The organism is Franzmannia pantelleriensis (genome assembly GCF_900102875.1).
In the GTDB taxonomy this organism is placed as follows: Bacteria; Pseudomonadota; Gammaproteobacteria; order Pseudomonadales; family Halomonadaceae; genus Franzmannia; species Franzmannia pantelleriensis.
Genome location: NZ_FNGH01000014.1, coordinates 15,036 through 38,159, shown reverse-complemented (window position 1 = coordinate 38,159; position 23,124 = coordinate 15,036). Strand labels below are relative to the sequence as shown.

General features: G+C 61.2%; 34 protein-coding genes. 1 reads left to right on the top strand and 33 read right to left on the bottom strand.

Annotated features, from left to right (window positions below; all coding sequences use genetic code 11):
• Positions 1 to 34 precede the first annotated feature (34 nt).
• On the bottom strand, positions 35 to 1,420 hold the full coding sequence (locus BLT16_RS16770) for an MFS transporter (protein WP_089659645.1): 1,386 nt from the start codon (positions 1,418 to 1,420) through the stop codon (positions 35 to 37).
• Positions 1,421 to 1,600: 180 nt separating this feature from the next.
• On the opposite strand from BLT16_RS16770, the gene uvrA reads away from it, so the two are divergent.
• On the top strand, positions 1,601 to 4,474 hold the full coding sequence (gene uvrA / locus BLT16_RS16765; RefSeq protein WP_089659644.1) for an excinuclease ABC subunit UvrA: 2,874 nt from the start codon (positions 1,601 to 1,603) through the stop codon (positions 4,472 to 4,474).
• Positions 4,475 to 4,709: 235 nt separating this feature from the next.
• Here uvrA and rplQ read toward each other — a convergent pair whose 3' ends face one another.
• The 32 genes from rplQ to rpsL all read right to left on the bottom strand — a co-directional run bounded on the left by rplQ (position 4,710) and on the right by rpsL (position 23,051).
• Positions 4,710 to 5,096: a 50S ribosomal protein L17 gene (rplQ, locus tag BLT16_RS16760; protein WP_076749583.1), complete on the bottom strand. Its 387-nt coding sequence runs from the start codon at positions 5,094 to 5,096 to the stop codon at positions 4,710 to 4,712.
• 39 nt (positions 5,097 to 5,135) lie between these two features.
• Positions 5,136 to 6,134 (bottom strand): DNA-directed RNA polymerase subunit alpha, encoded by a 999-nt coding sequence (locus BLT16_RS16755; protein WP_089659643.1) that lies wholly within the window; start codon positions 6,132 to 6,134, stop codon positions 5,136 to 5,138.
• 81 nt (positions 6,135 to 6,215) lie between these two features.
• The gene (gene rpsD, locus BLT16_RS16750; RefSeq protein WP_089659642.1) at positions 6,216 to 6,836 is read right to left on the bottom strand and encodes a 30S ribosomal protein S4; all 621 of its coding nucleotides are present in this window, start codon (positions 6,834 to 6,836) and stop codon (positions 6,216 to 6,218) included.
• Between the two features lie 12 nt (positions 6,837 to 6,848).
• A complete protein-coding gene (gene rpsK / locus BLT16_RS16745; RefSeq protein ID WP_011505752.1) occupies positions 6,849 to 7,235 on the bottom strand; it encodes a 30S ribosomal protein S11 in 387 nt (128 codons plus the stop codon).
• Between the two features lie 39 nt (positions 7,236 to 7,274).
• On the bottom strand, positions 7,275 to 7,631 hold the full coding sequence (gene rpsM / locus BLT16_RS16740; protein WP_089659641.1) for a 30S ribosomal protein S13: 357 nt from the start codon (positions 7,629 to 7,631) through the stop codon (positions 7,275 to 7,277).
• A gap of 205 nt (positions 7,632 to 7,836) precedes the next feature.
• A complete protein-coding gene (gene rpmJ, locus BLT16_RS16735) occupies positions 7,837 to 7,950 on the bottom strand; it encodes a 50S ribosomal protein L36 (protein WP_009099023.1) in 114 nt (37 codons plus the stop codon).
• Positions 7,951 to 7,978: 28 nt separating this feature from the next.
• Positions 7,979 to 9,310: a preprotein translocase subunit SecY gene (gene secY / locus BLT16_RS16730; RefSeq protein WP_089659640.1), complete on the bottom strand. Its 1,332-nt coding sequence runs from the start codon at positions 9,308 to 9,310 to the stop codon at positions 7,979 to 7,981.
• Complete coding sequence (rplO, locus tag BLT16_RS16725; protein ID WP_089659639.1) at positions 9,311 to 9,745, bottom strand: 50S ribosomal protein L15; 435 nt, start codon at positions 9,743 to 9,745, stop codon at positions 9,311 to 9,313. It lies immediately after the preceding gene.
• Between the two features lie 3 nt (positions 9,746 to 9,748).
• On the bottom strand, positions 9,749 to 9,931 hold the full coding sequence (gene rpmD / locus BLT16_RS16720) for a 50S ribosomal protein L30 (protein ID WP_076749592.1): 183 nt from the start codon (positions 9,929 to 9,931) through the stop codon (positions 9,749 to 9,751).
• A gap of 6 nt (positions 9,932 to 9,937) precedes the next feature.
• Positions 9,938 to 10,438, bottom strand: coding sequence for a 30S ribosomal protein S5 (gene rpsE / locus BLT16_RS16715; protein WP_089659638.1), 501 nt, complete (start codon positions 10,436 to 10,438; stop codon positions 9,938 to 9,940).
• 12 nt (positions 10,439 to 10,450) lie between these two features.
• On the bottom strand, positions 10,451 to 10,801 hold the full coding sequence (rplR, locus tag BLT16_RS16710; protein ID WP_089659637.1) for a 50S ribosomal protein L18: 351 nt from the start codon (positions 10,799 to 10,801) through the stop codon (positions 10,451 to 10,453).
• A gap of 9 nt (positions 10,802 to 10,810) precedes the next feature.
• Entirely contained in the window at positions 10,811 to 11,341 is a 531-nt protein-coding gene (rplF, locus tag BLT16_RS16705; protein ID WP_089659636.1) for a 50S ribosomal protein L6, read from the bottom strand.
• 9 nt (positions 11,342 to 11,350) lie between these two features.
• The gene (gene rpsH, locus BLT16_RS16700; RefSeq protein WP_089659635.1) at positions 11,351 to 11,743 is read right to left on the bottom strand and encodes a 30S ribosomal protein S8; all 393 of its coding nucleotides are present in this window, start codon (positions 11,741 to 11,743) and stop codon (positions 11,351 to 11,353) included.
• A 31-nt stretch (positions 11,744 to 11,774) separates the two neighbouring features.
• Positions 11,775 to 12,080, bottom strand: coding sequence for a 30S ribosomal protein S14 (gene rpsN / locus BLT16_RS16695; protein ID WP_076749599.1), 306 nt, complete (start codon positions 12,078 to 12,080; stop codon positions 11,775 to 11,777).
• 10 nt (positions 12,081 to 12,090) lie between these two features.
• Positions 12,091 to 12,630: a 50S ribosomal protein L5 gene (gene rplE / locus BLT16_RS16690; protein ID WP_089659634.1), complete on the bottom strand. Its 540-nt coding sequence runs from the start codon at positions 12,628 to 12,630 to the stop codon at positions 12,091 to 12,093.
• An 18-nt stretch (positions 12,631 to 12,648) separates the two neighbouring features.
• Positions 12,649 to 12,963, bottom strand: a complete 315-nt coding sequence (gene rplX, locus BLT16_RS16685) for a 50S ribosomal protein L24 (RefSeq protein WP_009723895.1) — start codon at positions 12,961 to 12,963, stop codon at positions 12,649 to 12,651.
• Between the two features lie 14 nt (positions 12,964 to 12,977).
• The gene (rplN, locus tag BLT16_RS16680) at positions 12,978 to 13,349 is read right to left on the bottom strand and encodes a 50S ribosomal protein L14 (RefSeq protein WP_076749602.1); all 372 of its coding nucleotides are present in this window, start codon (positions 13,347 to 13,349) and stop codon (positions 12,978 to 12,980) included.
• Positions 13,350 to 13,403: 54 nt separating this feature from the next.
• On the bottom strand, positions 13,404 to 13,664 hold the full coding sequence (gene rpsQ, locus BLT16_RS16675; protein ID WP_089659633.1) for a 30S ribosomal protein S17: 261 nt from the start codon (positions 13,662 to 13,664) through the stop codon (positions 13,404 to 13,406).
• Position 13,665: 1 nt separating this feature from the next.
• On the bottom strand, positions 13,666 to 13,857 hold the full coding sequence (rpmC, locus tag BLT16_RS16670; protein WP_076749605.1) for a 50S ribosomal protein L29: 192 nt from the start codon (positions 13,855 to 13,857) through the stop codon (positions 13,666 to 13,668).
• Positions 13,857 to 14,270, bottom strand: coding sequence for a 50S ribosomal protein L16 (rplP, locus tag BLT16_RS16665; protein ID WP_076749606.1), 414 nt, complete (start codon positions 14,268 to 14,270; stop codon positions 13,857 to 13,859). The genes rpmC and rplP overlap by 1 nt, the downstream gene beginning before the upstream one ends.
• Before the next feature lie 15 nt (positions 14,271 to 14,285).
• Complete coding sequence (rpsC, locus tag BLT16_RS16660; protein WP_089659632.1) at positions 14,286 to 14,984, bottom strand: 30S ribosomal protein S3; 699 nt, start codon at positions 14,982 to 14,984, stop codon at positions 14,286 to 14,288.
• A gap of 11 nt (positions 14,985 to 14,995) precedes the next feature.
• Complete coding sequence (rplV, locus tag BLT16_RS16655; RefSeq protein WP_076749609.1) at positions 14,996 to 15,328, bottom strand: 50S ribosomal protein L22; 333 nt, start codon at positions 15,326 to 15,328, stop codon at positions 14,996 to 14,998.
• Between the two features lie 18 nt (positions 15,329 to 15,346).
• Positions 15,347 to 15,622, bottom strand: coding sequence for a 30S ribosomal protein S19 (gene rpsS / locus BLT16_RS16650; RefSeq protein WP_008959165.1), 276 nt, complete (start codon positions 15,620 to 15,622; stop codon positions 15,347 to 15,349).
• A 22-nt stretch (positions 15,623 to 15,644) separates the two neighbouring features.
• Positions 15,645 to 16,472, bottom strand: coding sequence for a 50S ribosomal protein L2 (gene rplB, locus BLT16_RS16645; RefSeq protein WP_089659631.1), 828 nt, complete (start codon positions 16,470 to 16,472; stop codon positions 15,645 to 15,647).
• Between the two features lie 17 nt (positions 16,473 to 16,489).
• Positions 16,490 to 16,786: a 50S ribosomal protein L23 gene (rplW, locus tag BLT16_RS16640; RefSeq protein WP_076749611.1), complete on the bottom strand. Its 297-nt coding sequence runs from the start codon at positions 16,784 to 16,786 to the stop codon at positions 16,490 to 16,492.
• Positions 16,783 to 17,391 (bottom strand): 50S ribosomal protein L4, encoded by a 609-nt coding sequence (gene rplD, locus BLT16_RS16635; protein WP_089659630.1) that lies wholly within the window; start codon positions 17,389 to 17,391, stop codon positions 16,783 to 16,785. The genes rplW and rplD overlap by 4 nt, the downstream gene beginning before the upstream one ends.
• A gap of 14 nt (positions 17,392 to 17,405) precedes the next feature.
• Positions 17,406 to 18,044 carry a 50S ribosomal protein L3 gene (rplC, locus tag BLT16_RS16630; protein ID WP_089659629.1) on the bottom strand — a complete coding sequence of 213 codons (639 nt, stop codon included), beginning with the start codon at positions 18,042 to 18,044 and terminating at the stop codon, positions 17,406 to 17,408.
• A 150-nt stretch (positions 18,045 to 18,194) separates the two neighbouring features.
• Positions 18,195 to 18,506, bottom strand: coding sequence for a 30S ribosomal protein S10 (rpsJ, locus tag BLT16_RS16625; protein ID WP_016419080.1), 312 nt, complete (start codon positions 18,504 to 18,506; stop codon positions 18,195 to 18,197).
• A gap of 167 nt (positions 18,507 to 18,673) precedes the next feature.
• On the bottom strand, positions 18,674 to 19,867 hold the full coding sequence (gene tuf / locus BLT16_RS16620) for an elongation factor Tu (protein WP_089659628.1): 1,194 nt from the start codon (positions 19,865 to 19,867) through the stop codon (positions 18,674 to 18,676).
• Between the two features lie 29 nt (positions 19,868 to 19,896).
• Positions 19,897 to 22,017, bottom strand: a complete 2,121-nt coding sequence (gene fusA / locus BLT16_RS16615) for an elongation factor G (RefSeq protein ID WP_089659760.1) — start codon at positions 22,015 to 22,017, stop codon at positions 19,897 to 19,899.
• A gap of 78 nt (positions 22,018 to 22,095) precedes the next feature.
• On the bottom strand, positions 22,096 to 22,566 hold the full coding sequence (gene rpsG, locus BLT16_RS16610; protein ID WP_089659627.1) for a 30S ribosomal protein S7: 471 nt from the start codon (positions 22,564 to 22,566) through the stop codon (positions 22,096 to 22,098).
• A 110-nt stretch (positions 22,567 to 22,676) separates the two neighbouring features.
• On the bottom strand, positions 22,677 to 23,051 hold the full coding sequence (gene rpsL, locus BLT16_RS16605) for a 30S ribosomal protein S12 (protein ID WP_089659626.1): 375 nt from the start codon (positions 23,049 to 23,051) through the stop codon (positions 22,677 to 22,679).
• Positions 23,052 to 23,124: the final 73 nt, after the last annotated feature.

The window sequence follows — 23,124 nt, the reverse complement described above, 5'->3', positions numbered from 1 at the left end:
ACGCCCCTGTGACTTGTTGACCACCAGCCAGCGGCTAGTGGTTTCGCTTGATCCCCGCCACGCGGGCCAGGGCATCGCTGTCGAGACGCTGGCGATCGACCTTGAGATAGGCCAGTCGCTCTTCCGGCACCACCAGTACGTCCTCCACCCCGGCCACGTCGGCAAAACGCTCCATCAGCGTCTCCAGGGCATCGCCATGCGCTTGCTCGTCCAACGCTACCACCTCACTGGCCAGATGGCGCGGTGCCGGCATCCCCCAGATCGCCGCCAGCCACCCCAGGCCAACCAGCGCACTGCCATAGAATACCGCATCAAGGCCCCACTGTTGGGCCAAGGCACCACCCAGCACGCCGCCGAGAAAGGCCCCCAGGAACTGGCTGGTGGAGTAGACCCCCATGGCAGTGCCCTTGGCCCCCGCCGGTGCCAGCTTGCTAAGCATCGAGGGCAGCGTCGCCTCGAGCAGGTTGAACGCGGTAAAGAAGCCCAGCAGCAGCAGCCCAAGCGACACCCAGGTGACCGGCAACGCTCCAAGCCCCAGCAAACACAGCGCCATGCTGGCCACCGCCACCAAGAATACCCCGCGCATGCGCTGGCGTTTCTCGGCAACGATCACCAGCGGCACCATCACCACGAAGGCCAGCGCCATCACCGCAAAATAGACCCAGCCGTGGTGCGGCAAGGCAATGCCGACCTCCAGCAGGCGAAACGGCACGGCGACAAAGATCGCCATCAGGATCAGGTGCAGGGCAAAGATCGAGATATCCAACCGCACCAAGTCGCTACGCCCCAGGGTGGCCTTGAGCTGAGCGCGGTCGAGCAGCACGTCGCGATGGCGCAGCCGTCGCGGTGCCTGGGGCACCAGCCGCCACAGTACCAGCAGACTCACCGCCGCCAGCAGCGCGGTGAACCAGAATACCCCGGCCAGGCCGAAGCCGCTGGCCAGCCACGGACCTAGCACCATGGCCAAGGCAAAGGCGAGACCGATCGACATGCCGATAGTGGCCATGGCCGCCGTGCGCACCTGCTCGCGGGTCTGATCGGCCAGCAGCGCCATGATCGCGGCAGCCACCGCGCCGCTGCCCTGCAGGCAGCGGCCCAGGATCACTCCGCCAATGCTGTCGGCCTGTGCAGCGACCACACTGCCAAGCATGAACAGCATCAGCCCCCCCGCGATCACCGCCTTGCGCCCGATGCGGTCGGAGAGCAGCCCGAAGGGAATCTGCAGGATCGCCTGGGTCAGCCCGTAGGCACCCAGCGCCAGACCCACCAGCAGCGGCGTGGCGCCGGCCAGGTCGTCGGCATACAGCGCCAATACCGGCAGCACCATGAACAGCCCCAGCATGCGCGAGGCATACAGGCTGGCCAGGCCAATGATGGCGCGGCGTTCGGTGACTAACAGCAGACCAGAGAGCATGCGCAATGCAACGTATCGGACTCGTATGGGCGGGTGCGGGGCACCCGATGGTGATGGACCAAGTATTCTACCCACTCGCCGCCGCACAGGGAATCCATCAGCCACTACCGCTTTCTATCATGCGGCTTTGCCGCGACTCATGGCGGGGCCGTATAATCGAACTTTTGCGCAGCGCACGAGGTGGCAATGGACAGGATTCTGGTCAGGGGTGCGCGCACCCACAACCTCAAGCAGATCGACGTCGAGCTACCCCGCGACAAGCTGATCGTGGTGACCGGGCTTTCAGGCTCGGGCAAGTCATCGCTGGCCTTCGATACGCTCTATGCTGAAGGCCAGCGCCGCTACGTCGAGTCGCTCTCGACCTACGCGCGCCAGTTCCTGTCGATGATGGAGAAGCCCGATGTCGACCATATCGAGGGGCTGTCGCCAGCGATCTCCATCGAGCAGAAGTCCACCTCCCACAACCCGCGCTCCACCGTCGGTACCATTACCGAGATCTACGACTACCTGCGCCTGCTGTTTGCCCGTGCTGGTACGCCGCGCTGCCCAGAACACGGTGAGGACCTGGAAGCTCAGACCATCTCGCAGATGGTCGACCAGGTGATGGCCCTGCCCGAGGGCAGCAAGCTGATGCTAATGGCGCCGGTGATCAGCGGGCGCAAGGGTGAACACCTGCAGCTGCTCGCCGAACTGCGCGCCCAGGGCTTCGTGCGGGCGATGATCGACGGCCAGATTCTCGAACTCGATGACATCGCCCCGCTGGACAAGAACAAGAAGCACGACATCAGCGTGGTGGTCGACCGCATCAAGGTCCGCGATGGCCTGCAGCAGCGCCTGGCCGAGTCCTTCGAGACGGCCCTGGGACTGGCCGACGGCGTGGCGGTAATCCACTTCATGGACGGCGACGCCGAGGACATCAACTTCTCGGCGCGCTTCGCCTGCCCGGTGTGCGGCTACTCGATTGCCGAACTCGAGCCGCGCATGTTCTCGTTCAACAATCCCGCCGGCGCCTGTCCGACCTGCGACGGTCTCGGCGTCCAGCAGTTCTTCGATCCGTCCAAACTGATCAGCCACCCGGAGCTCTCCCTGGCCGAAGGCGTGATCAAGGGCTGGGATCGGCGCAGCGTCTACTACTTCAATCAGCTGCAGGCGGTGGCCGATCACTACCGCTTCGCTCTCGAAACGTCCTGGCAAGACCTCGCCCGCCACGAGCAGGACGTGATCCTGCACGGCAGCGGCCACGACGACATCGCCTTTAGCTACGTCAACGACCGCGGTCGCAAGGTCACCCGCGAGCACCCCTTCGAGGGCGTGCTGCCCAACATGCAGCGGCGCTACCGCGAGACCGAATCCAACATGGTGCGCGAGGACCTCGCCAAGTACCTCGCCGTGCAACCCTGCCCCAGCTGCCACGGCACGCGACTTCGCCAGGAGTCGCGCCACGTCTATATCGATGATCGCACCCTGCCGGAAATGGTGCGGATGCCGATCGGCGAAGCGCTACGCTATTTTCAGCAGCTCTCGCTGCCGGGCCGCAAGGGCGAGATCGCGGTCAAGATCGTCAATGAGATCCAGGCGCGCCTGGAGTTTCTGGTCAATGTCGGCCTCGACTACCTCAACCTGGAACGCAGCGCCGAGACCCTCTCCGGCGGCGAGGCCCAGCGCATCCGCCTGGCCAGCCAGATCGGCGCCGGCCTGGTGGGGGTGATGTACATTCTCGACGAGCCCTCCATCGGCCTGCACCAGCGCGACAATGACCGGCTGCTCAAGACGCTGGTCCACCTCCGCGACCTGGGCAATACCGTCATCGTGGTCGAGCACGACGAGGAAGCGATCCTCGCCGCCGACCATGTGCTCGACATCGGCCCCGGTGCCGGCGTCCACGGTGGCCAGATCGTGGCTCAGGGCACCCCGCAGCAGATCAAGGACAGCACCCAGTCGCTGACCGGCCAGTACCTGGCCGGCACGCGGCGCATCGAGGTGCCACCGTGGCGGATACCGGGCAACCCGGAGAAACAGCTACGCCTCACCGGCGCCAGCGGCAACAACCTGCAGGACGTCACCCTGACGCTGCCGCTGGGACTACTGATCTGCGTCACCGGCGTCTCCGGCTCTGGCAAGTCGACGCTGATCAACGGCACCCTGATGCCGATCGCCGCCCGCGAGCTCAACCGCGCCACCACCCTAACCCCAGCGCCCTACACCAACATCGACGGCCTCGACCAGCTCGACAAGGTCATCGATATCGACCAGAGCCCTATCGGCCGCACCCCGCGCTCGAACCCCGCCACCTACACCGGCATCTTCACGCCGATCCGCGAGCTGTTTGCCGGCACCCAGGAGGCCCGCTCGCGGGGCTACAAACCGGGGCGCTTCAGCTTCAACGTCAAGGGCGGACGCTGCGAGGCGTGCCAGGGCGAAGGCATGATCAAGGTCGAGATGCACTTCCTGCCCGATATCTACGTGCCCTGCGACGTCTGCAAGGGCAAACGCTACAACCGCGAGACCCTGGAGATTCAGTACAAGGGCAAGAGCATCCACGAAGTACTGGAGATGACCGTGGAAGAAGCGCTGGAGTTCTTCTCACCGGTACCGGCCATCGCCCGCCGCCTGCAGACGCTGCTCGACGTCGGGCTCTCCTATATCCGCCTAGGGCAGAGCGCCACCACGCTCTCCGGCGGCGAGGCGCAGCGCGTCAAGCTGGCCCGTGAGCTGGCCAAGCGCGACACCGGCCAGACCCTGTATATCCTCGACGAACCCACCACCGGCCTGCACTTCGAGGATATCCGCCAGCTGCTCACGGTGCTGCACCGCCTGCGCGACCATGGCAACACCATCGTGGTCATCGAGCACAACCTCGATGTGATCAAGACCGCCGACTGGGTCATCGACCTCGGCCCCGAGGGCGGCTCAGGCGGCGGCCAGATCATCGCCGAGGGCACCCCCGAGCAGGTCGCCAGCATCGACCAATCCCATACCGGCCACTTCCTCCAGCCGCTGCTGGCACGCGCCAAGAGCCAGCAAGCCGAGCCACGGGCCACGAGCGCGGCGGAAACCTGACCAAGCGGGAAGCCACCAATGGTGAGCGGCGCCGGGGACAGGTCGTAGCGGGGGTTCGATTCCAGGGAAGGAATCGGTAGCGCCCATGGACGGGTTCACAGCGCCCCCGCGAAGACCTGTCGACGGGAAGCCGCGTTGAAAAGGCGATCACTGGCAATTAGTAATAAAAAACCGGCTCCTCGAAAGGAGCCGGTTTTGCTTTCAGCGCTATCCGTGCCGAAGGCAACGCCGGGGATCACTCCTCAGCGGCAGCCTCTTCGGCGATCGGACGGTCGACCAGTTCGACGTAGGCCATGGGCGCGTTGTCGCCGGTGCGGAAACCGCACTTGAGAATACGGACGTAACCGCCCGGACGCTCGACGTAACGCGGACCCAGCTCATTGAAGAGCTTGCCGACCGTTTCCTTGGAGCGGGTGCGGCTGAAGGCCAGACGACGGTTGGCGACGCTGTCCTGCTTGGCCAGGGTGATCAGCGGCTCGATATGACGACGCAGTTCCTTGGCCTTGGGCAGGGTAGTCTTGATCATTTCATGCTCGACCAGCGACACGCACATGTTCTTGAACATGGCCTGGCGATGCGAGCTGGTACGGTTTAAGTGGCGACCACTCTTACGATGACGCATGGTTGTGATTCCTTACCAAACTGGGACTCGAGTCGACGCTCACGCGGAGGCCTTGTCGTCCTTCAGGCTTGCCGGCGGCCAATTCTCCAACCGCATGCCGAGGGACAGACCGCGCGCTGCCAACACGTCCTTGATTTCGTTCAACGACTTCTTGCCGAGATTCGGGGTCTTCAACAGCTCCACCTCAGTGCGCTGGATCAGATCGCCGATGTAGTAGATATTCTCGGCCTTCAGGCAGTTGGCACTGCGGACGGTCAACTCGAGATCGTCTACGGGACGCAGCAGGATGGGATCGATATGATCCTCTTCCTCCTCCACTTCCTGTTCCTTGTCGGCTTCCAGGTCGACGAACGCACCCAACTGCTCCTGCAGAATGGTGGCGCTGCGACGGATCGCCTCTTCCGGATCCAGTGTGCCGTCGGTCTCCAGGTCGATGACCAGCTTGTCGAGGTCGGTACGCTGCTCGACACGCGCCGCTTCCACGGCATAGGAAACCCGGCGAACGGGGCTGAAGGTCGCATCCAGCTGCAGGCGACCAATGGCCCGTGATTCGTCATCCGCACCAAGGCGGGTATCCGCCGGCTCATAGCCACGGCCGCGAGCGATCTTGAGCTGCATCTGCAGATCTGCGCCCTCGTTGACGTGGGCGATGACGTGCTCGGGGTTGACGATCTCGACGTCGTGGTCGGTGGCGATGTCACCCGCGGTCACGACGGTCGGGCCCTGCTTGTTCAGCGAGAGCACCGCCTCGTCGCGGCTGTGCATCTTGATTGCCACGTCCTTGAGGTTCAGGAGGATTTCGATGACGTCTTCCTGGACCCCTTCGATCGCACTGTACTCATGGTCGACGCCAGCGATCTCGGCTTCTACCACGGCACAGCCGGGCATGGACGAGAGCAGGATGCGACGCAGAGCATTCCCCAGGGTGTGACCGAAGCCGCGCTCGAACGGTTCGAGCACGATCTTCGCGTGGTGCGCGCTGATCTCTTCGACCTTGATATCGCGAGGACGGAGAAACTCTGTCACTGAACGCTGCATATGAACACCTTTCAGGCTGCCAAACGGATACTCGGTACTCTGAACCGGACCCTTGCGGGCCCGGCATCACCCACGGGGTGATTACTTCGAGTACAGCTCGACGATCAGGTTTTCGTTGATGTCGGCAGACAAGTCGCCACGTTCAGGCAGAGCCTTGAAAGTGCCTTCCATCTTCTTGGAGTCGACGTCGATCCATTCCACATCGCCCCGGTTGGCAGAAATCGCCAGCGCGGACTGGATGCGGGCCTGGTTCTTGGCCTTCTCGCGAACGGACACCACGTCACCCGGCTTGACCTGGTAGGACGCCACGTTGACGCTCTTACCGTTGACGGCAATCGCCTTGTGACTCACCAGCTGACGCGCTTCAGAGCGAGTCGAGCCGAAGCCCATGCGGTAGACGACATTGTCCAGTCGGGATTCGAGCAGTTGCAGCAACACTTCGCCGGTCGCGCCCTTGATGCGGGCCGCTTCCTTGTAGTAATTGCGGAACTGCTTTTCGAGTACGCCGTACATGCGACGCACTTTCTGCTTCTCACGAAGCTGCAAGCCGTAGTCGGAAAGACGCTGACGGCGCTGGCCGTGCACACCCGGGATCTGCTCGGATTTGCACTTCTTCTCGAAGGGAGTGACACCGCTCTTCAGAAAGAGATCGGTACCCTCACGACGAGACAGTTTGCACTTCGGTCCAATGTAACGAGCCATGAATCTGTCTCCTTAAACGCGGCGTTTCTTCGGCGGACGGCAGCCGTTGTGGGGAACGGGCGTCGCGTCGGTGATGCTTTGCACGCGGAAACCGGCGGCGTTGAGCGCGCGCACGGCGGATTCACGGCCGGGACCGGGGCCCTTGACCAGCACGTCGACGTTTTTCACACCATACTCGGCTGCAGCAGTCGCTGCACGTTCGCTTGCCACTTGAGCAGCGAACGGGGTGCTCTTGCGAGAACCACGAAAACCCGAACCACCGGCAGTCGCCCATGACAGAGCGTTGCCCTGGCGGTCTGTGATCGTCACGATCGTGTTGTTAAAAGAGGCATGGATGTGGGCAACCGCATCCACTACCTGCTTTTTCACCTTTTTACGGTTACTACGCGGGTTAGCCATGTTGATGTTTCTTCCTGTCTTAACGCCAGAACATGCGTGTTATTTGCGGATCGGCTTGCGCGGGCCCTTGCGGGTACGCGCATTGGTCTTGGTACGCTGACCACGCAGCGGAAGACCACGACGATGACGCAGACCACGGTAGCAACCCAAGTCCATGAGACGCTTGATATTCAGCGTCACATCACGACGAAGGTCACCTTCTACGGTGTACTTGCCGACTTCAGAACGCAGGGTGTCCAGTTCTTCATTGGACAGGGCCTGGATCTTGGTGGTCGGCGCAATACCGGCTGCTGCACAGACTTCCTCTGCGCGAGTGCGGCCAATCCCGAAGATATAGGTCAGCGAGATCGCCGCATGCTTGTTGTCCGGGATATTGACGCCTGCAATACGGGCCATCAGCTTACTCCGAAGTTTGCGAAAAACCGCTTGAATGGCTGCGCGGGCGAATCGCTGTATCGCGCTTCACTCCGCTCGCCGATTCAATCGGCGTTTTCTGAGCGGCTTGCTCGATTAATCATCTACAAAAGGCGCAACAGCATACCCCTTTCCCTCCCAGAGGGCAAGGGGCATGCCGGCACCCGGTTGAATCACAGGCCAGGGATCAACCCTGGCGCTGCTTGTGCCGCGGTTCGATGCAGATAACGCGCACGGCGCCATTGCGTCGAATGATCTTGCAGTTACGGCACATTTTCTTTACGGAAGCTCGAACTTTCATCGTTCTCTCCAAATCGCAACGGCGCGCCTCAGCGCATGATGCCGCCGCTACCGTAGCCTTTCAGGTTGGACTTCTTCATCACCGACTCATACTGGTGCGACATGAGATGCGACTGCACCTGGGCCATGAAGTCCATGATGACCACGACCACGATCAGAAGCGAGGTACCGCCGAAGAAGAACGGCACGTTCCAGGCCACGATCAGGAACTGGGGCATCAGGGAAACCGCAGTGATGTACAAGGCACCAAACAGGGTCAGACGGGTCATGACCTTGTCGACATAGCGAGCGGTCTGCTCGCCAGGGCGTATGCCCGGCAGGAAGGCCCCTGACTTCTTGAGGTTGTCAGCGACATCCTTGGGGTTGAAGACCAGCGCTGTGTAAAAGAAGCAGAAGAATATCACCGCCGCGCCGAAAAGCAAGATGTAAAGCGGCTGTCCTGGCCCGAGAGCCAGTGATGCCGTCTGCAGCCAGTCCATGCCCTCACCGGCACTTACCCACTGGCCGAGCGAGGCGGGGAACAGCAGGATGCTCGACGCGAAGATCGCCGGGATAACACCCGCCATGTTGACCTTCAGCGGCAAATAGCTGCTCTGACCTGCATACATCTTGTTACCCACCTGGCGTCGCGGATAGTTCACCGTGATGCGGCGCTGGCCGCGCTCGATGAACACCACGAATGCCACGGTGGCGACACCCAGTACCGTCAACGCCAGCAGCGGCAGGACATTCCAGGCACCCTCATTGCGAGCCAGCTCGAACGCCTGACCCACAGCGCCCGGCAGGCCTGCAACGATCCCGGCAAAGATCAGCAGCGAAATACCGTTGCCGATGCCCTTCTCGGTGATCTGCTCCCCCAGCCACATCATGAACACGGCGCCAGCGACGAAGGTCGTCACCGCCGTGAAATAGAAGCTGAAGTCAGCGGTATAAGCGATGCCTTGCCCCGCCAGGCCGACGGACATGCCGACCGCCTGGATGAAGGCCAACAACACCGTACCGTAGCGCGTGTACTGGCTGATCTTGCGACGACCGGCTTCGCCTTCCTTCTTGAGCTGCTCAAGATGGGGCGAGACCGCAGTCAGCAGCTGCATGATGATCGACGCCGAGATGTACGGCATGATGCCGAGGGCGAAGATACTCATGCGCTCCAGGGCGCCACCCGAGAACATGTTGAACATGCCCAGGATGGTGCCCTGCTGCTCCCTGAACAAGGCAGCAAGCTGGTCAGGATTGATACCGGGCACGGGGATGTGGGCACCGATCCGGTACACCACGATGGCGAGGAGCACGAAGCGCAAACGCGCCCACAGTTCACCCAGACCGCTGCCCATCGCCGGCATGTTTCCTGACTTAGCCATTTAGTCCTCTACCTTGCCACCGGCGGCTTCGATCGCGGCACGGGCACCCTTGGTGACCTTGATGCCGCGGACGGTAACCGCCTTGTTCAGTTCGCCGGAGAGGATCACCTTCGCATGCTGCGTGGCGTCCTTGAGCACGTTGGCATCCTTGAGGGACTGCAGGGTGACCTCATCACCCGCGACCCTGGCCAGTTCGGCCAGGCGCACTTCCTCGGACACCAGCGACTTCATGGAGGTGAAGCCGAACTTGGGCAGACGCCGCTGCAGCGGCATCTGGCCGCCCTCGAAACCGGGCTTGACCGAGCCACCGCTGCGCGACTTCTGGCCCTTGTGGCCACGGCCACCGGTCTTGCCCAGACCGGAGCCGATGCCACGACCGACGCGCTTCTCGGCGTGCTTGGAGCCCGGTGCCGGGCTCAGGCTATTGAGTTTCATGGATTACTCTCCCTCAACGCGCACAAGGTAATTAACCTTGTGGATCATGCCGCGTACGGCAGGGGTGTCTTCCAGTTCAACCGAGTGACCAATACGGCGCAGCCCGAGGCCTTTCATGGTGGCCTTGTGCTTGGGCAGGATGCCGATGGAACTACGGATCTGGGTAACCTTGAGTGTTGCTGCCATGGTGTCTTACCCCGTGATCGCTTCGACAGACAGGCCGCGCTTGGCGGCGATGTCGTCCGGAGACTGCATGGAGGCGAGACCGTTAATGGTCGCGCGCACCACATTCACCGGGTTGGTGGATCCGTAGCACTTGGCCAGGACGTCGTGGACGCCAGCCAGCTCGAGCACGGAGCGCATGGCACCGCCAGCGATGATCCCGGTACCCTCTGAGGCCGGCTGCATGTACACCTTGGAAGCCCCGTGACGGGCCTTCACCGGATACTGCAGCGTATGGCCGCTGAGGCTGACCTTGATCATGTTGCGGCGCGCCTGGTCCATGGCCTTCTGGATCGCAACCGGCACTTCACGCGCCTTGCCACGACCGAAGCCGACACGACCATTGCCATCGCCAACGACGGTCAGTGCGGTGAAACCGAAGATACGGCCACCCTTGACCACCTTGGCGACACGGTTGACCTGCACGAGCTTCTCTTGCAGATCACCGTTGTTCTGTTCGTTCTTCGCCATCGTAAAAACCCTTTAAAATTCCAGGCCGCCTTCACGAGCGGCGTCGGCCAGGGCCTTGACACGACCGTGGTACTTGAAACCAGCCCGGTCGAAGGCAACCTGAGTGATGCCCGCTTCCTTAGCGCGCTCGGCAATCAGTGCACCGACCTTGGAGGCAGCGTCTGAGTTACCGGTCGCACCCTCGCGCAGGGCCTTGTCCAGCGTCGACGCGCTGGCCAGGACCTTGCCACCATCCGGCGAGATAATCTGCGCATAGATGTGGCGAGGGGTACGGTTTACGCACAGGCGGAACACGCCCAGCTCGCGAATCTTGGCGCGAGCGCGGCGGGCACGACGGAGACGAGATTCTTTCTTCGCGTTCATAACCCTGCCTTACTTCTTCTTGGCTTCTTTGCGGCGGACCTGCTCGTCGCCGTACCGGATACCTTTGCCCTTGTAGGGCTCGGGCGGACGGAAGGCGCGGATTTCCGCGGCAACCTGGCCGAGCTGCTGCTTGTTCGCGCTTTTCAGCACGATCACGGTGTTCTTCGGGGTTTCCGCAGAGACACCTTCCGGCAGCGTATATTCGACCGGGTGGGAGAAGCCGAGTGTCAGGTTGAGCGTCTTGCCACTTGCCTGGGCACGATAGCCGACGCCATTGATCTCGAGGGACTTGGTAAAGCCCTCGCTTACACCGGTGACCATGTTCTGGACCAGTGCACGGGTAGTGCCGGCCATCGCCCAGCTTTTGGCAGACTCGCTCGGCGCGAAGGTCAGCTGACCCTCTTCCTGGCCGAGAGCCACGTCTCCATGAACGGTCATGGACAACGTGCCCTGAGCGCCCTTGACGGACAGCTGATCGCCGTCGAGCTTGACCTCGACGCCGCTAGGCAATTTAACCGGATATTTGGCTACGCGGGACATTCCAAACTCCTAGAATACGGTGCAGATGACTTCGCCACCGACACCAGCCTGACGAGCCGCACGATCGGTCATCACGCCATTAGAGGTGGAAACGATCGCGACACCCAGGCCATCGGCGACTTTCGGCAGTGCGTCCTTGCCCTTGTACTGGCGCAGGGAAGGCTTTGACACCCGCTGAATGTTTTCGATGACGGCCTTACCCTCGAAGTACTTGAGGGTCACGGTCAGCTCGGGCTTGGTACCTTCAGCGACGGCGAAGTCGTTGATGTAGCCCTCTTCCTTCAATACGCGGGCCACCTCGACCTTCAGCTTGGAGGACGGCATGGTGACCGTCTCCTTGGTGGCCATCTGCGCATTGCGGATACGAGTGAACATATCCGCCAGCGTATCTTGCATGCTCATTACGTTGCGCTCCTGATGATTCTACGTGGCGTTACCAGCTGGACTTCTTGAGTCCAGGGACATCGCCACGCATGGCGGCTTCACGCAGCTTGTTGCGGCCGAGACCGAACTTGTTGTAGAAACCGTGCGGACGGCCGGTGATGCGGCAGCGGTTGCGCTGACGAACCGGGCTAGAGTCGCGCGGCAGCTGCTGCAGCTTGAGCTGCGCGTCGAAGCGCTCTTCGTCGGAAGCGTTCACGTCGTTAATGATGGCCTTGAGCTCGGCACGCTTGGCAGCGTACTTCGCGACCAGCTTGGTACGCTTGAGCTCACGCTCTACCATGCTTTTCTTTGCCATGATCCCACCCTTATTTCTTGAACGGGAAGTTCAGCGCGCTCAGCAGCGCACGACCTTCTTCATCGGTGTTGGCAGTGGTGGTGATGGTGACGTCCAGACCACGGATCCGATCGATCTTATCATATTCGATCTCCGGGAAGATGATCTGCTCACGCACCCCCATCGAGTAATTGCCACGACCGTCGAAGGACTTCGGGTTGAGACCACGGAAGTCACGTACGCGGGGGATCGCGATATTCACCAGGCGGTCCAGGAAGTCCCACATACGCGCACTGCGCAGTGTGACCTTGATACCAATGGGCCAGCCTTCACGCACCTTGAAGCCCGCGATGGACTTGCGTGCCTTGGTCACCATCGGCTTCTGACCGGAGAGCTTCTCCAGGTCGGCGATGGCATTTTCGATCAGCTTTTTATCGCTGGTCGCTTCGCCGATACCCATGTTCAGAGTCACCTTGGTGATCCGGGGTATCTGCATAACGTTGGCGTAGCTGAACTGCTCTTTGAGTTGAGCTGCCACCTCGTTCTGATAACGTTCTTTCAAGTTCGCCATTGTGCTACCCGACTCGCGTTAGGCGTCGATCTGCGTCTGCGTCGACTTGTAGATACGTACCTTGGTACCGTCTTCCTTCACCTGGAAGCCGACGCGATCCGCCTTACCGGTCTCCGAATTGAAGATGGCTACGTTGGACGCGTGAATCGGAGCCTCGCGCTCGACGATACCGCCCTGATTGCCCGCCATGGGATTGGGCTTGGTGTGACGCTTGATCATGTTCACACCGGACACCACGAAGCGGTTTTCGAGAACCCGCTTAACGGTGCCGCGCTTGCCCTTGTCCTTGCCGGCGATGACGATGACTTCATCATCACGTTTGATCTTTTGCATATCCGCCTCGCTCCTTACAGCACTTCAGGCGCCAAGGAAATGATCTTCATGAACTTCTCGTTACGAAGCTCACGAGTGACCGGACCGAAAATACGGGTACCGATCGGCTGCTCGTTGGTGTTGTTCAACAGAACCGCCGCATTTCCATCGAAGCGGATCAGCGAACCGTCGGGACGACGGACGCCACTACGGGTGCGAACGACCACTGCCTTGAGGACCTGGCCTTTCTTGACCTTGCCCCGCGGAATGGCTTCTTTCACCGTTACCTTAATGACATCACCCACGCGGGCATAACGACGGTGTGAACCGCCCAGCACCTTGATGCATTGCACCCGGCGCGCTCCGCTGTTGTCGGCGACATCCAGCATTGTCTGAGTCTGAATCATCGGTTTTCTCCAAACCTAATCTGACTGCACTGGTTTCGAAGGCGCTTGTCGAGCTCAGCCCTTGGCTTGCTCGACCACCTCGACCAACGTCCAGGCCTTCTTCTTGGACAGGGGACGCGATTCCTGAATGGAAACGGTGTCGCCAGCCTTGGCCTGATTCGCCTCGTCATGGGCGTGCAGCTTGGTGGAGCGCTTCATGTACTTACCATAGATCGGGTGACGCTCGCGGCGCTCGATCATCACGACGATGGACTTGTCCATCTTGTCGCTCACCACCTTGCCGGTGAGCGTACGGGCTTTCTTTTCTTCGGCCATCTCAGTCACCTGCCTTCTCGTTGAGCACAGTCTTCACGCGGGCGATATCCCGACGGACCTGCTTGAGCAGATGAGTCTGGCTCAGTTGGCCGGTGGCCTTCTGCATGCGCAGGTTGAACTGCTCGCGGAGGAGTTCAAAGAGCTGCTCGTTGAGCTCTTCTACTGACTTTTCACGAATTTCCTGGGCTTTCATCACATCACCGTCCGTTTCACAAAGGTGGTGGAGACCGGAAACTTCTGAGCGGCCAGGCTGAACGCCTCGCGTGCCAGCTCTTCAGAAACGCCTTCGATCTCATACAGGACACGGCCTGGCTGGATCTGTGCGACCCAGTACTCAACCGAGCCCTTCCCCTTACCCATACGGACTTCCAGGGGCTTCTTGGAGATCGGCTTGTCCGGAAACACGCGGATCCAGATCTTGCCGCCACGCTTGACGTGACGGCTGATGGCACGACGACCCGCTTCGATCTGGCGGGCGGTGACGCGACCGCGACCGGTGGCCTTGAGGCCATACTCGCCGAAACTCACCTTGCTTCCGCGATGCGCCAGGCCACGGTTACGGCCTTTCTGCATCTTGCGGAATTTCATACGCTTGGGTTGTAACATCGATTCGCTCTCCCCTTACCTGGAACCTTTCTTCTTGGAGGGCGCGTTCGTCGGCTGCTTAGCCTTGGCGCGAACCTCTTCGATGCCCCCGAGGATTTCACCCTTGAAGACCCAGACCTTGACACCGATGATGCCGTAGGTGGTCTTGGCTTCGTAGGTGGCGTAGTCGATGTCCGCACGCAGGGTGTGCAGCGGCACGCGACCTTCGCGGTACCATTCGGTACGGGCGATTTCTGCCCCGCCGAGTCGACCTGACAGCATCACCTTGATACCACCGGCGCCGAGGCGCATGGCGTTCTGTACGGAACGCTTCATGGCGCGACGGAACATCACGCGGCGCTCGAGCTGGCCGGCGATGTTCTGCGCGACGAGCTGGGCGTCGAGCTCCGGCTTGCGGACCTCTTCGATGTTGACGTGCACCGGCACACCCATCATCTGGGTAACGTCGCGACGCAGGCGGTCGACGTCTTCACCCTTCTTGCCAATCACGATGCCCGGGCGGGCAGTGTGAATGGTGATGCGGGCGTTGTTAGCCGGGCGCTCGATGTGGATGCGGCTCACGGACGCATTCTTCAGACGCTCCTCGAGGAAGCGACGCACTTCGAGATCGTTGTTCAGCTTGTCGGCATAGGCACCGCGCTCGGCGTACCACACCGAGGTATGGTCTTTAACGATACCCAGCCGAATACCTGTCGGATTTACTTTCTGACCCATCTGGTCGACTCCTACTTCTCGGCTACCTTGACGGTGATGTGGCAGGTGCGCTTCAAGATACGATCCGCACGGCCTTTGGCGCGCGGCTGGATGCGCTTGAGCGTCATGCCCTCATCGACACAGATGGTCGAGACACGCAGCTCGTCGATGTCCATGCCGTTATTTTCTTCCGCATTCGCGATGGCGGACTGAAGCACTTTCTTGACCAGCTTGGCAGCCTTCTTCGGTGAGAAGGTCAGCAGGTCAATAGCTTCGGCGACCGGTTTACCGCGCACCTGGTCAGCCACCAAACGGGCCTTCTGGGCGGATAAACGAGCGCCACGCAGCTTAGCTGTGACTTCCATCTCTCAATCCTCTCTGGCTTACCGTTTGGCTTTCTTGTCCGCCGCATGACCGCGATAAGTGCGGGTGGCAGCGAATTCGCCCAGCTTGTGGCCAACCATTTCCTCGGAGACATGCACCGGGACGTGTTGGCGACCGTTATGGACTGCAATGGTGAGGCCCACCATGTTCGGCAGGATCATGGAGCGACGCGACCAGGTCTTGATCGGTTTGCGGTCGCTCTTCTCCACTGCAGCCTCAACCTTCTTCAGCAGATGAAGGTCGATAAAAGGACCTTTCTTCAGTGAACGTGGCACAGCCGTTACCCCTTAATGTGTGTTACTTGGCCTTGCGGCGACGAACGATAAGCTTGTCGGTGCGCTTGTTCTTGCGGGTCTTGTGGCCCTTGGTGGGGATGCCCCACGGGGAGACCGGGTGACGACCACCGCTGGTGCGGCCTTCACCGCCACCGTGCGGGTGATCCACCGGGTTCATTGCCACGCCGCGAACAGTCGGACGCACACCTCTCCAGCGCTTCGCACCGGCCTTGCCAAGTTGACGCAGGCTGTGCTCGGAGTTGCTCACTTCACCCAGGGTCGCACGGCACTCGGCCAGGACCTTGCGCATCTCGCCGGAGCGAAGACGCAGCGAAGCGTAATTGCCTTCGCGGGCGACCAGCTGAGCGCTGGTACCGGCGCTGCGTGCGATCTGAGCACCCTTGCCGGGCTTCAGCTCGATGCAGTGCACGGTGGAGCCCACCGGGATGTTACGCAGCGGCAGGGTGTTGCCCCGCTTGATGGCTGCGTTAACGCCGGACTCGAGGGTATCGCCAGCCTTCACGCCCTTGGGCGCGATGACGTAGCGGCGCTCGCCGTCCAGGTACTTAAGCAGTGCAATATGGGCACTGCGGTTCGGATCGTACTCGATACGCTCAACGACGGCGGGAACGCCATCCTTGGTGCGCTTGAAGTCGACCAGACGATAGTGCTGACGGTGACCACCGCCCACGTGACGGGTGGTGATGCGACCGTTGTTGTTACGTCCACCGGACTTGGACTTCTTCTCAAGCAGCGGCGCGTAAGCGCGGCCCTTGTAGACCTCGTCGTTGACGATCTTGACGACGTGACGACGACCGGCGGAAGTGGGTTTAGTCTTGACTACTGCCATGATCCGTACTCCTGCCCTTATTCGGCGCCAGAGAAGTCTTCGAGCGTCTCGCCCGCGGCCAGGGTCACATACGCCTTGCGGTAACCCTTGCGCTGGCCGATGCCATGTGCGGTGCGTTTGGTCTTGCCCTTCATGTTCAGGACCTGCACGCGATCGACCTTCTTGCCGAATAGGGCCTGGACGGCCTTCTTGATTTCCGGCTTGGTCGCGTCGTCCGCCACCTTGAACACATACTGGTTGCGTTCAGCGGCGAAAGCGGCCTTCTCGGTCATGTGCGGACCAAGCAGAACCTTGAATACACGTTCCTGGTTCATGCCAGCTTCTCCTCGAATTTACGCAGAGCAGAGACGGTGACCAGCACCTTGTCGAAGGCAACCAGGCTCACCGGGTCGGCGGCGGCGACGTCCACCACATCCACGCTGGGGATATTGCGGGCAGCCAGATAGAGCTTCTCATCGACCTCTTCGGTGACGATCAGCACCTTTTCCAGGCCCAGCTCGCCGAGCTTGGCGACCAGCTGCTTGGTCTTGGGTGCGTCGACGGTGATCTCCTCGATCGCCACCAGACGCTCCTGACGCACCAGCTCCGAGAGGATCGAACGCATGGCCGCGCGGTACATCTTGCGGTTGACCTTCTGCGAGTGGTCCTGCGGACGGGCCGCAAAGGTCACACCACCGCTACGCCACAGCGGCGAGCGAATGGTACCGGCACGCGCGCGGCCAGTGCCCTTCTGACGCCATGGCTTCTTGCCACCGCCGCGCACGTCGGAGCGGTTCTTCTGACCACGGGTACCCTGGCGGCCACCGGCCAAATAGGCGGTAACGACCTGGTGCACCAGTGCTTCGTTGAATTCTTTGCCAAAGGTCGCATCGGACACTTCGACAGTGCCGGCGCTGGCACCTGCAAGATTCAAATTCATCGGTTCCAACCCCCTCAGCGAGCTTTGACGGAAGAGCGCACGACGACATCACTACCCGGCGCGCCAGGTACGGCACCCTTGATCAGTAGCAGGTTGCGTTCGGCGTCGACACGGACGACTTCCAGGCTCTGCACGGTGCAGCGGACGTTGCCCATCTGACCGGCCATCTTCTTGCCTTTGAACACGCGACCCGGGGTCTGGCACATGCCAATAGAACCCGGCGCACGGTGGGCCAAGGAGTTGCCGTGGGTGTTGTCCTGGGTGCGGAAGTTCCAGCGCTTGACGGCGCCCTGGAAACCCTTGCCCTTGGAGGTACCGGTCACATCGATGATCTGACCAGCTTCGAAGAGGGATACGGTGAGCTCGCCACCCACTTCCGGAGCTTCGTCGCCTTCGGCAAGACGGAATTCCATCAGTGAACGACCGGCCTCGGTACCTGCCTTGGCAAACTGTCCAGCTTGCGCTTTGGTCAGGTGCTTGGCCTTGCGGGAACCGGTTGTTACCTGGACCGCGCTGTAGCCGTCGACATCGACGGTCTTGACGCGAGTCACGCGGTTAGGCTCAACCTCGATAACGGTTACGGGCACAGAGGCACCGTCTTCGGTGAAGACACGAGTCATGCCCGCCTTCTTACCGACTAAACCGATAGTCATGTTCAGTCTCCTAATAGTGTACGGGGCTATCACCCGCTATGGCTGCCCTTTCCAGAGCATTCCACTAGCACGTTGTATGACGCCATCCCGGCGTGGCGGCTGCTGCTCGGTACATCGACCGGCGCTGGGCCGCGAGTGTCTAGTGAGGTCTCAGTCGAGTTTGATTTGCACGTCCACGCCAGCGGCGAGGTCGAGCTTCATCAGCGCGTCAACGGTCTTTTCGGTGGGTTCGACGATGTCGAGCACACGCTTGTGAGTGCGGATCTCATACTGGTCGCGCGCGTCCTTGTTGACGTGCGGCGAGATCAGGATGGTGTAGCGCTCACGATTGGTCGGCAGCGGGATCGGACCGCGCACCTGAGCACCGGTACGCTTGGCGGTTTCAACGATCTCCGCGGCGGACTGGTCGATCAGGCGATGGTCGAACGCTTTCAACCGAATGCGAATCTTCTGGTTCTGCATTTGCCCTAAACTCCAATGGATGTCGACGGCGCGAGCCGTCTACCCACGCATTCAAAGGATGCGCATTATAGGCATGGCGTCCGCCGGAGTCAAACACTCTGGCGAAAACATGCGCAGAAAGGGGGCCCCCGCAGGAGCCCCCTTCGATCATCGGGCGAGCCTAAGGCTTACTGGATGATCTTGGCGACAACGCCGGCGCCGACGGTACGGCCGCCTTCGCGGATCGCGAAGCGCAGGCCATCTTCCATGGCGATCGGTGCGATCAGGGTGACAACCATCTTGACGTTGTCGCCCGGCATGACCATCTCGACGCCTTCCGGCAGTTCACAGGTACCGGTCACGTCAGTGGTACGGAAGTAGAACTGCGGACGATAGCCCTTGAAGAACGGCGTGTGACGACCACCCTCGTCCTTGGACAGCACGTAGACTTCGGCTTCGAAGACGGTGTGCGGCGTGATGCTGCCCGGCTTGGCCAGGACCTGACCACGCTCGACGTCGTCACGCTTGGTACCACGCAGCAGCGCGCCGACGTTCTCACCAGCACGACCTTCGTCGAGCAGCTTGCGGAACATCTCGACACCGGTAACGACGGTCTTGGTGGTGTCCTTGATACCGACGATCTCGATCTCTTCGCCAGCCTTGACGACACCGCGCTCGACACGACCGGTGACCACGGTACCGCGACCGGAGATAGAGAACACGTCCTCGATCGGCATCAGGAACGGCTGATCGATGGCACGCTCCGGCTCCGGGATGTACTCGTCCAGGGCCTTGATCAGGTTGGCAACGGCGGTGGTACCCATGCCGTTGTCGTCTTCACCGTTCAGCGCCATCAGCGCGGAGCCGATGATGATCGGGGTGTCGTCACCCGGGAAGTCGTACTCAGACAGAAGTTCACGAACTTCCATCTCGACCAGCTCGAGCAGCTCTTCGTCGTCGACCATGTCGGCCTTGTTCAGGAACACGACGATATACGGCACGCCGACCTGACGCGACAGCAGGATGTGCTCGCGAGTCTGCGGCATGGGGCCGTCGGCGGCGGAACAGACCAGGATAGCGCCGTCCATCTGGGCAGCACCGGTGATCATGTTCTTGACGTAGTCGGCGTGGCCCGGGCAGTCGACGTGAGCGTAGTGACGCTCTTCGGACTGATACTCAACGTGAGCGGTGGCGATGGTGATGCCGCGCTCGCGCTCTTCCGGAGCGTTGTCGATGCTGTCGAACTGGCGCCATTCGCCGCCGAACACCTCGGCAGACACGCGGGTCAGGGCCGCAGTCAGCGTGGTCTTGCCGTGGTCGACATGACCGATGGTGCCGACGTTGACGTGCGGTTTGGAACGTTCAAATTTTTCCTTAGCCACTGCTATAACCTCTTTACGTTAGCTAACGGTTAACCGTTCTGGTTGATGACGGCTTCAACGACGCTGGAGGGCGCCTCGTCGTACTTTGCAAACTCCATGGAGTAGCTTGCGCGGCCCTGGGTCTGAGAGCGCAGGTCGGTTGCATAACCGAACATCTCGCCCAGCGGCACCATTGCGCGGATGATCTTGCCCGAAGACGAGTCATCCATGCCCTGCACCAGACCGCGACGACGGTTCAGGTCGCCCATGACGTCACCCATGAACTCCTCGGGGGTCACGACTTCGACCTTCATCATCGGCTCCAGCAGCACGGCCTTGGCCTTCTTGGCACCTTCTTTGATCGCCATTGAAGAGGCGATCTTGAACGCGGTCTCGTTGGAGTCCACGTCGTGATAGGAGCCATCATACAGCGTGACCTTGACGTCGATCATCGGGTAACCCGCGATGACACCGTTTTGCAGCTGCTCATAGGCCCCTTTCTCGACGGCGGGGACGTATTCCTTGGGAACCACGCCGCCGACGATTTCGGAGGAGAACTTGAAGTGAACTTCTTCGTCCTCTTCCTTTTCCGCTTCGGTGAACGGCTCAATGCGAAGGTAAACATGGCCGAACTGGCCACGACCGCCGGACTGACGCACGAACTTGCCTTCCTGCTCGACGCTGCCGCGGATGGTCTCGCGGTAGGCGACCTGCGGCTTGCCGATATTGGCCTCGACCTTGAACTCGCGACGCATGCGGTCAACGATGATGTCGAGGTGCAACTCACCCATCCCGGAGATGATGGTCTGGCCGGTCTCTTCGTCAGTCTGGACGCGGAACGACGGGTCTTCCTGGGCCAGCTTGCCCAGTGCCACGCCCATCTTCTCCTGGTCGGCCTTGGACTTCGGCTCGACGGCCACCGAGATCACCGGATCCGGGAACTCCATGCGCTCGAGGACGATCTTGTCGTTGAGATCGCACAGGGTGTCACCGGTAGTGACGTCCTTGAGGCCGATACAGGCGGCAATATCGCCGGCGTAGACCTCTTTGATCTCCTCGCGCGAGTTGGAGTGCATCTGCACGATACGGCCGACGCGCTCCTTCTTGCTCTTGACCGAGTTGAAGATGCTGTCGCCCGACTTAAGCACGCCGGAGTAGACGCGAATAAACGTCAGGGTGCCGACGAACGGGTCAGTGGCAATCTTGAACGCCAGGGCCGCGAACGGCGCGCTGTCGTCAGCCTCGCGGGTAGCGATGGTGCCATCCTTGTCGTCGAGCTCACCCTCGATGGCCTTGACCTCGGTGGGTGACGGCATGTACTCGATCACGCCGTCGAGCACCGCCTGGACGCCCTTGTTCTTGAACGCCGAACCGCAGGTCACCAGCACGATCTCGTTAGCCAGGGTGCGCGCACGCAGGCCAGCCTTGATCTCTTCGATGGACAGCTCACCGCCCTCGAGGTACTTGTCCATCAGCTCTTCCGAGCCTTCGGCAGCGGCCTCGACCATTTCCTCGCGGAACTTCTCGGCGGTCTCCTGCAGCTCGGCGGGAATGTCGGCCAGGTCATAGCTCATGCCCAGGTCGGCCTCGTTCCACAGAATCGCCTTCATCTGCAGCAGGTCGATGACGCCCTTGAACTCGTCCTCGGTGCCCCAGTTGATCTGGATCGGCACGGCGTTGGCGCCGAGACGCTCCTTGAGCTGGTCGACGACCATGAAGAAGTCGGCACCGGCGCGGTCCATCTTGTTGACGAACACCATGCGCGGCACTTCGTACTTGTTGGCCTGGCGCCACACGGTCTCGGTCTGCGGCTGCACACCGGAGGAGCCGCACAGTACGACGACTGCACCGTCGAGCACGCGCAGCGAGCGCTCCACCTCGATGGTGAAGTCGACGTGCCCCGGGGTGTCGATGATGTTGATGCGGTGCTCATCGAACTGCTTGTTCATGCCCTGCCAGAAGCAGGTAGTCGCCGCAGAGGTGATAGTGATACCACGCTCCTGCTCCTGCTCCATCCAGTCCATGGTGGCGGCGCCATCATGGACTTCGCCGACCTTGTGTGACAGACCGGTATAGAACAGGACACGCTCGGTGGTGGTAGTTTTACCGGCGTCAACGTGGGCGACGATACCAATGTTGCGGTAACGCTTGAGCGGAGTCTTGCGTGCCACGATGGAATTCCCCATTGGTTGGATAGGCTGCCCGCCAGGGCAGCATATCGTGTATGGAAGTCGGCGAACGTGCCGTGCTTAGAACCGGTAGTGGGAGAAGGCCTTGTTGGCTTCTGCCATGCGGTGCACGTCTTCACGCTTCTTGACTGCCGCACCCTTGCCTTCGGCGGCATCCAGCATTTCGCCGGCGAGACGCTGCACCATGGTCTTTTCACCACGGTTGCGAGCAGCGTCTACCAGCCAGCGCATCGCCAGGGCCTGACGGCGAGAGGGACGGACTTCCACGGGCACCTGGTAAGTCGCACCACCGACCCGACGTGACTTGACCTCGACCATCGGCTGGATGGTTTCCAGCGCCTTGTCGAAGATCTCCAGCGGCTCTTCCTTGCTGCGCTCGACAACGATATCCAGCGCACCATAGACGATCTTCTCAGCAACAGACTTCTTGCCGCTGATCATCAGGTGGTTCATGAACTTGGCCAGGCGCTCACTTCCGAACTTGGGATCCGGCAGAATCTCGCGCTTCGCTGCTACTCTTCTTCTAGGCATGATAAGCCCTCAGGTAAAGGGTCCTTCAGGTAAACTCGCGACTCGCCCCTCGGGGCCGCACGACCTTACTCTTATCTGACCGTTGCAATACTAGGTGTCTAACGCCCAGGTTAGGACTTCGGACGCTTGGTGCCGTACTTGGAACGGCCCTGCTTACGGTTCTGGACACCGGAGGTGTCGAGCGCACCGCGCACGGTGTGATAGCGCACACCCGGCAAATCCTTGACACGACCGCCACGAATCAGGACCACGGAGTGCTCCTGAAGGTTGTGACCTTCACCGCCGATGTAGGAAGAGACCTCGTAGCCGTTGGTCAGGCGCACGCGGCAGACCTTACGCAGGGCCGAGTTCGGCTTCTTCGGGGTGGTGGTGTAGACGCGGGTGCAAACGCCGCGCTTTTGCGGGCAGGCCTGCAGCGCCGGCACGTCGCTCTTGGCGACGGGACGCTTGCGCGGCTTGCGCACGAGCTGATTGATAGTTGCCATGGTCTGTTGCTGACTCCAATGGTTGCCTTGGCCTTTTTAGCGGGTGCGGGCGTACCCACCCCACTATTGAAGG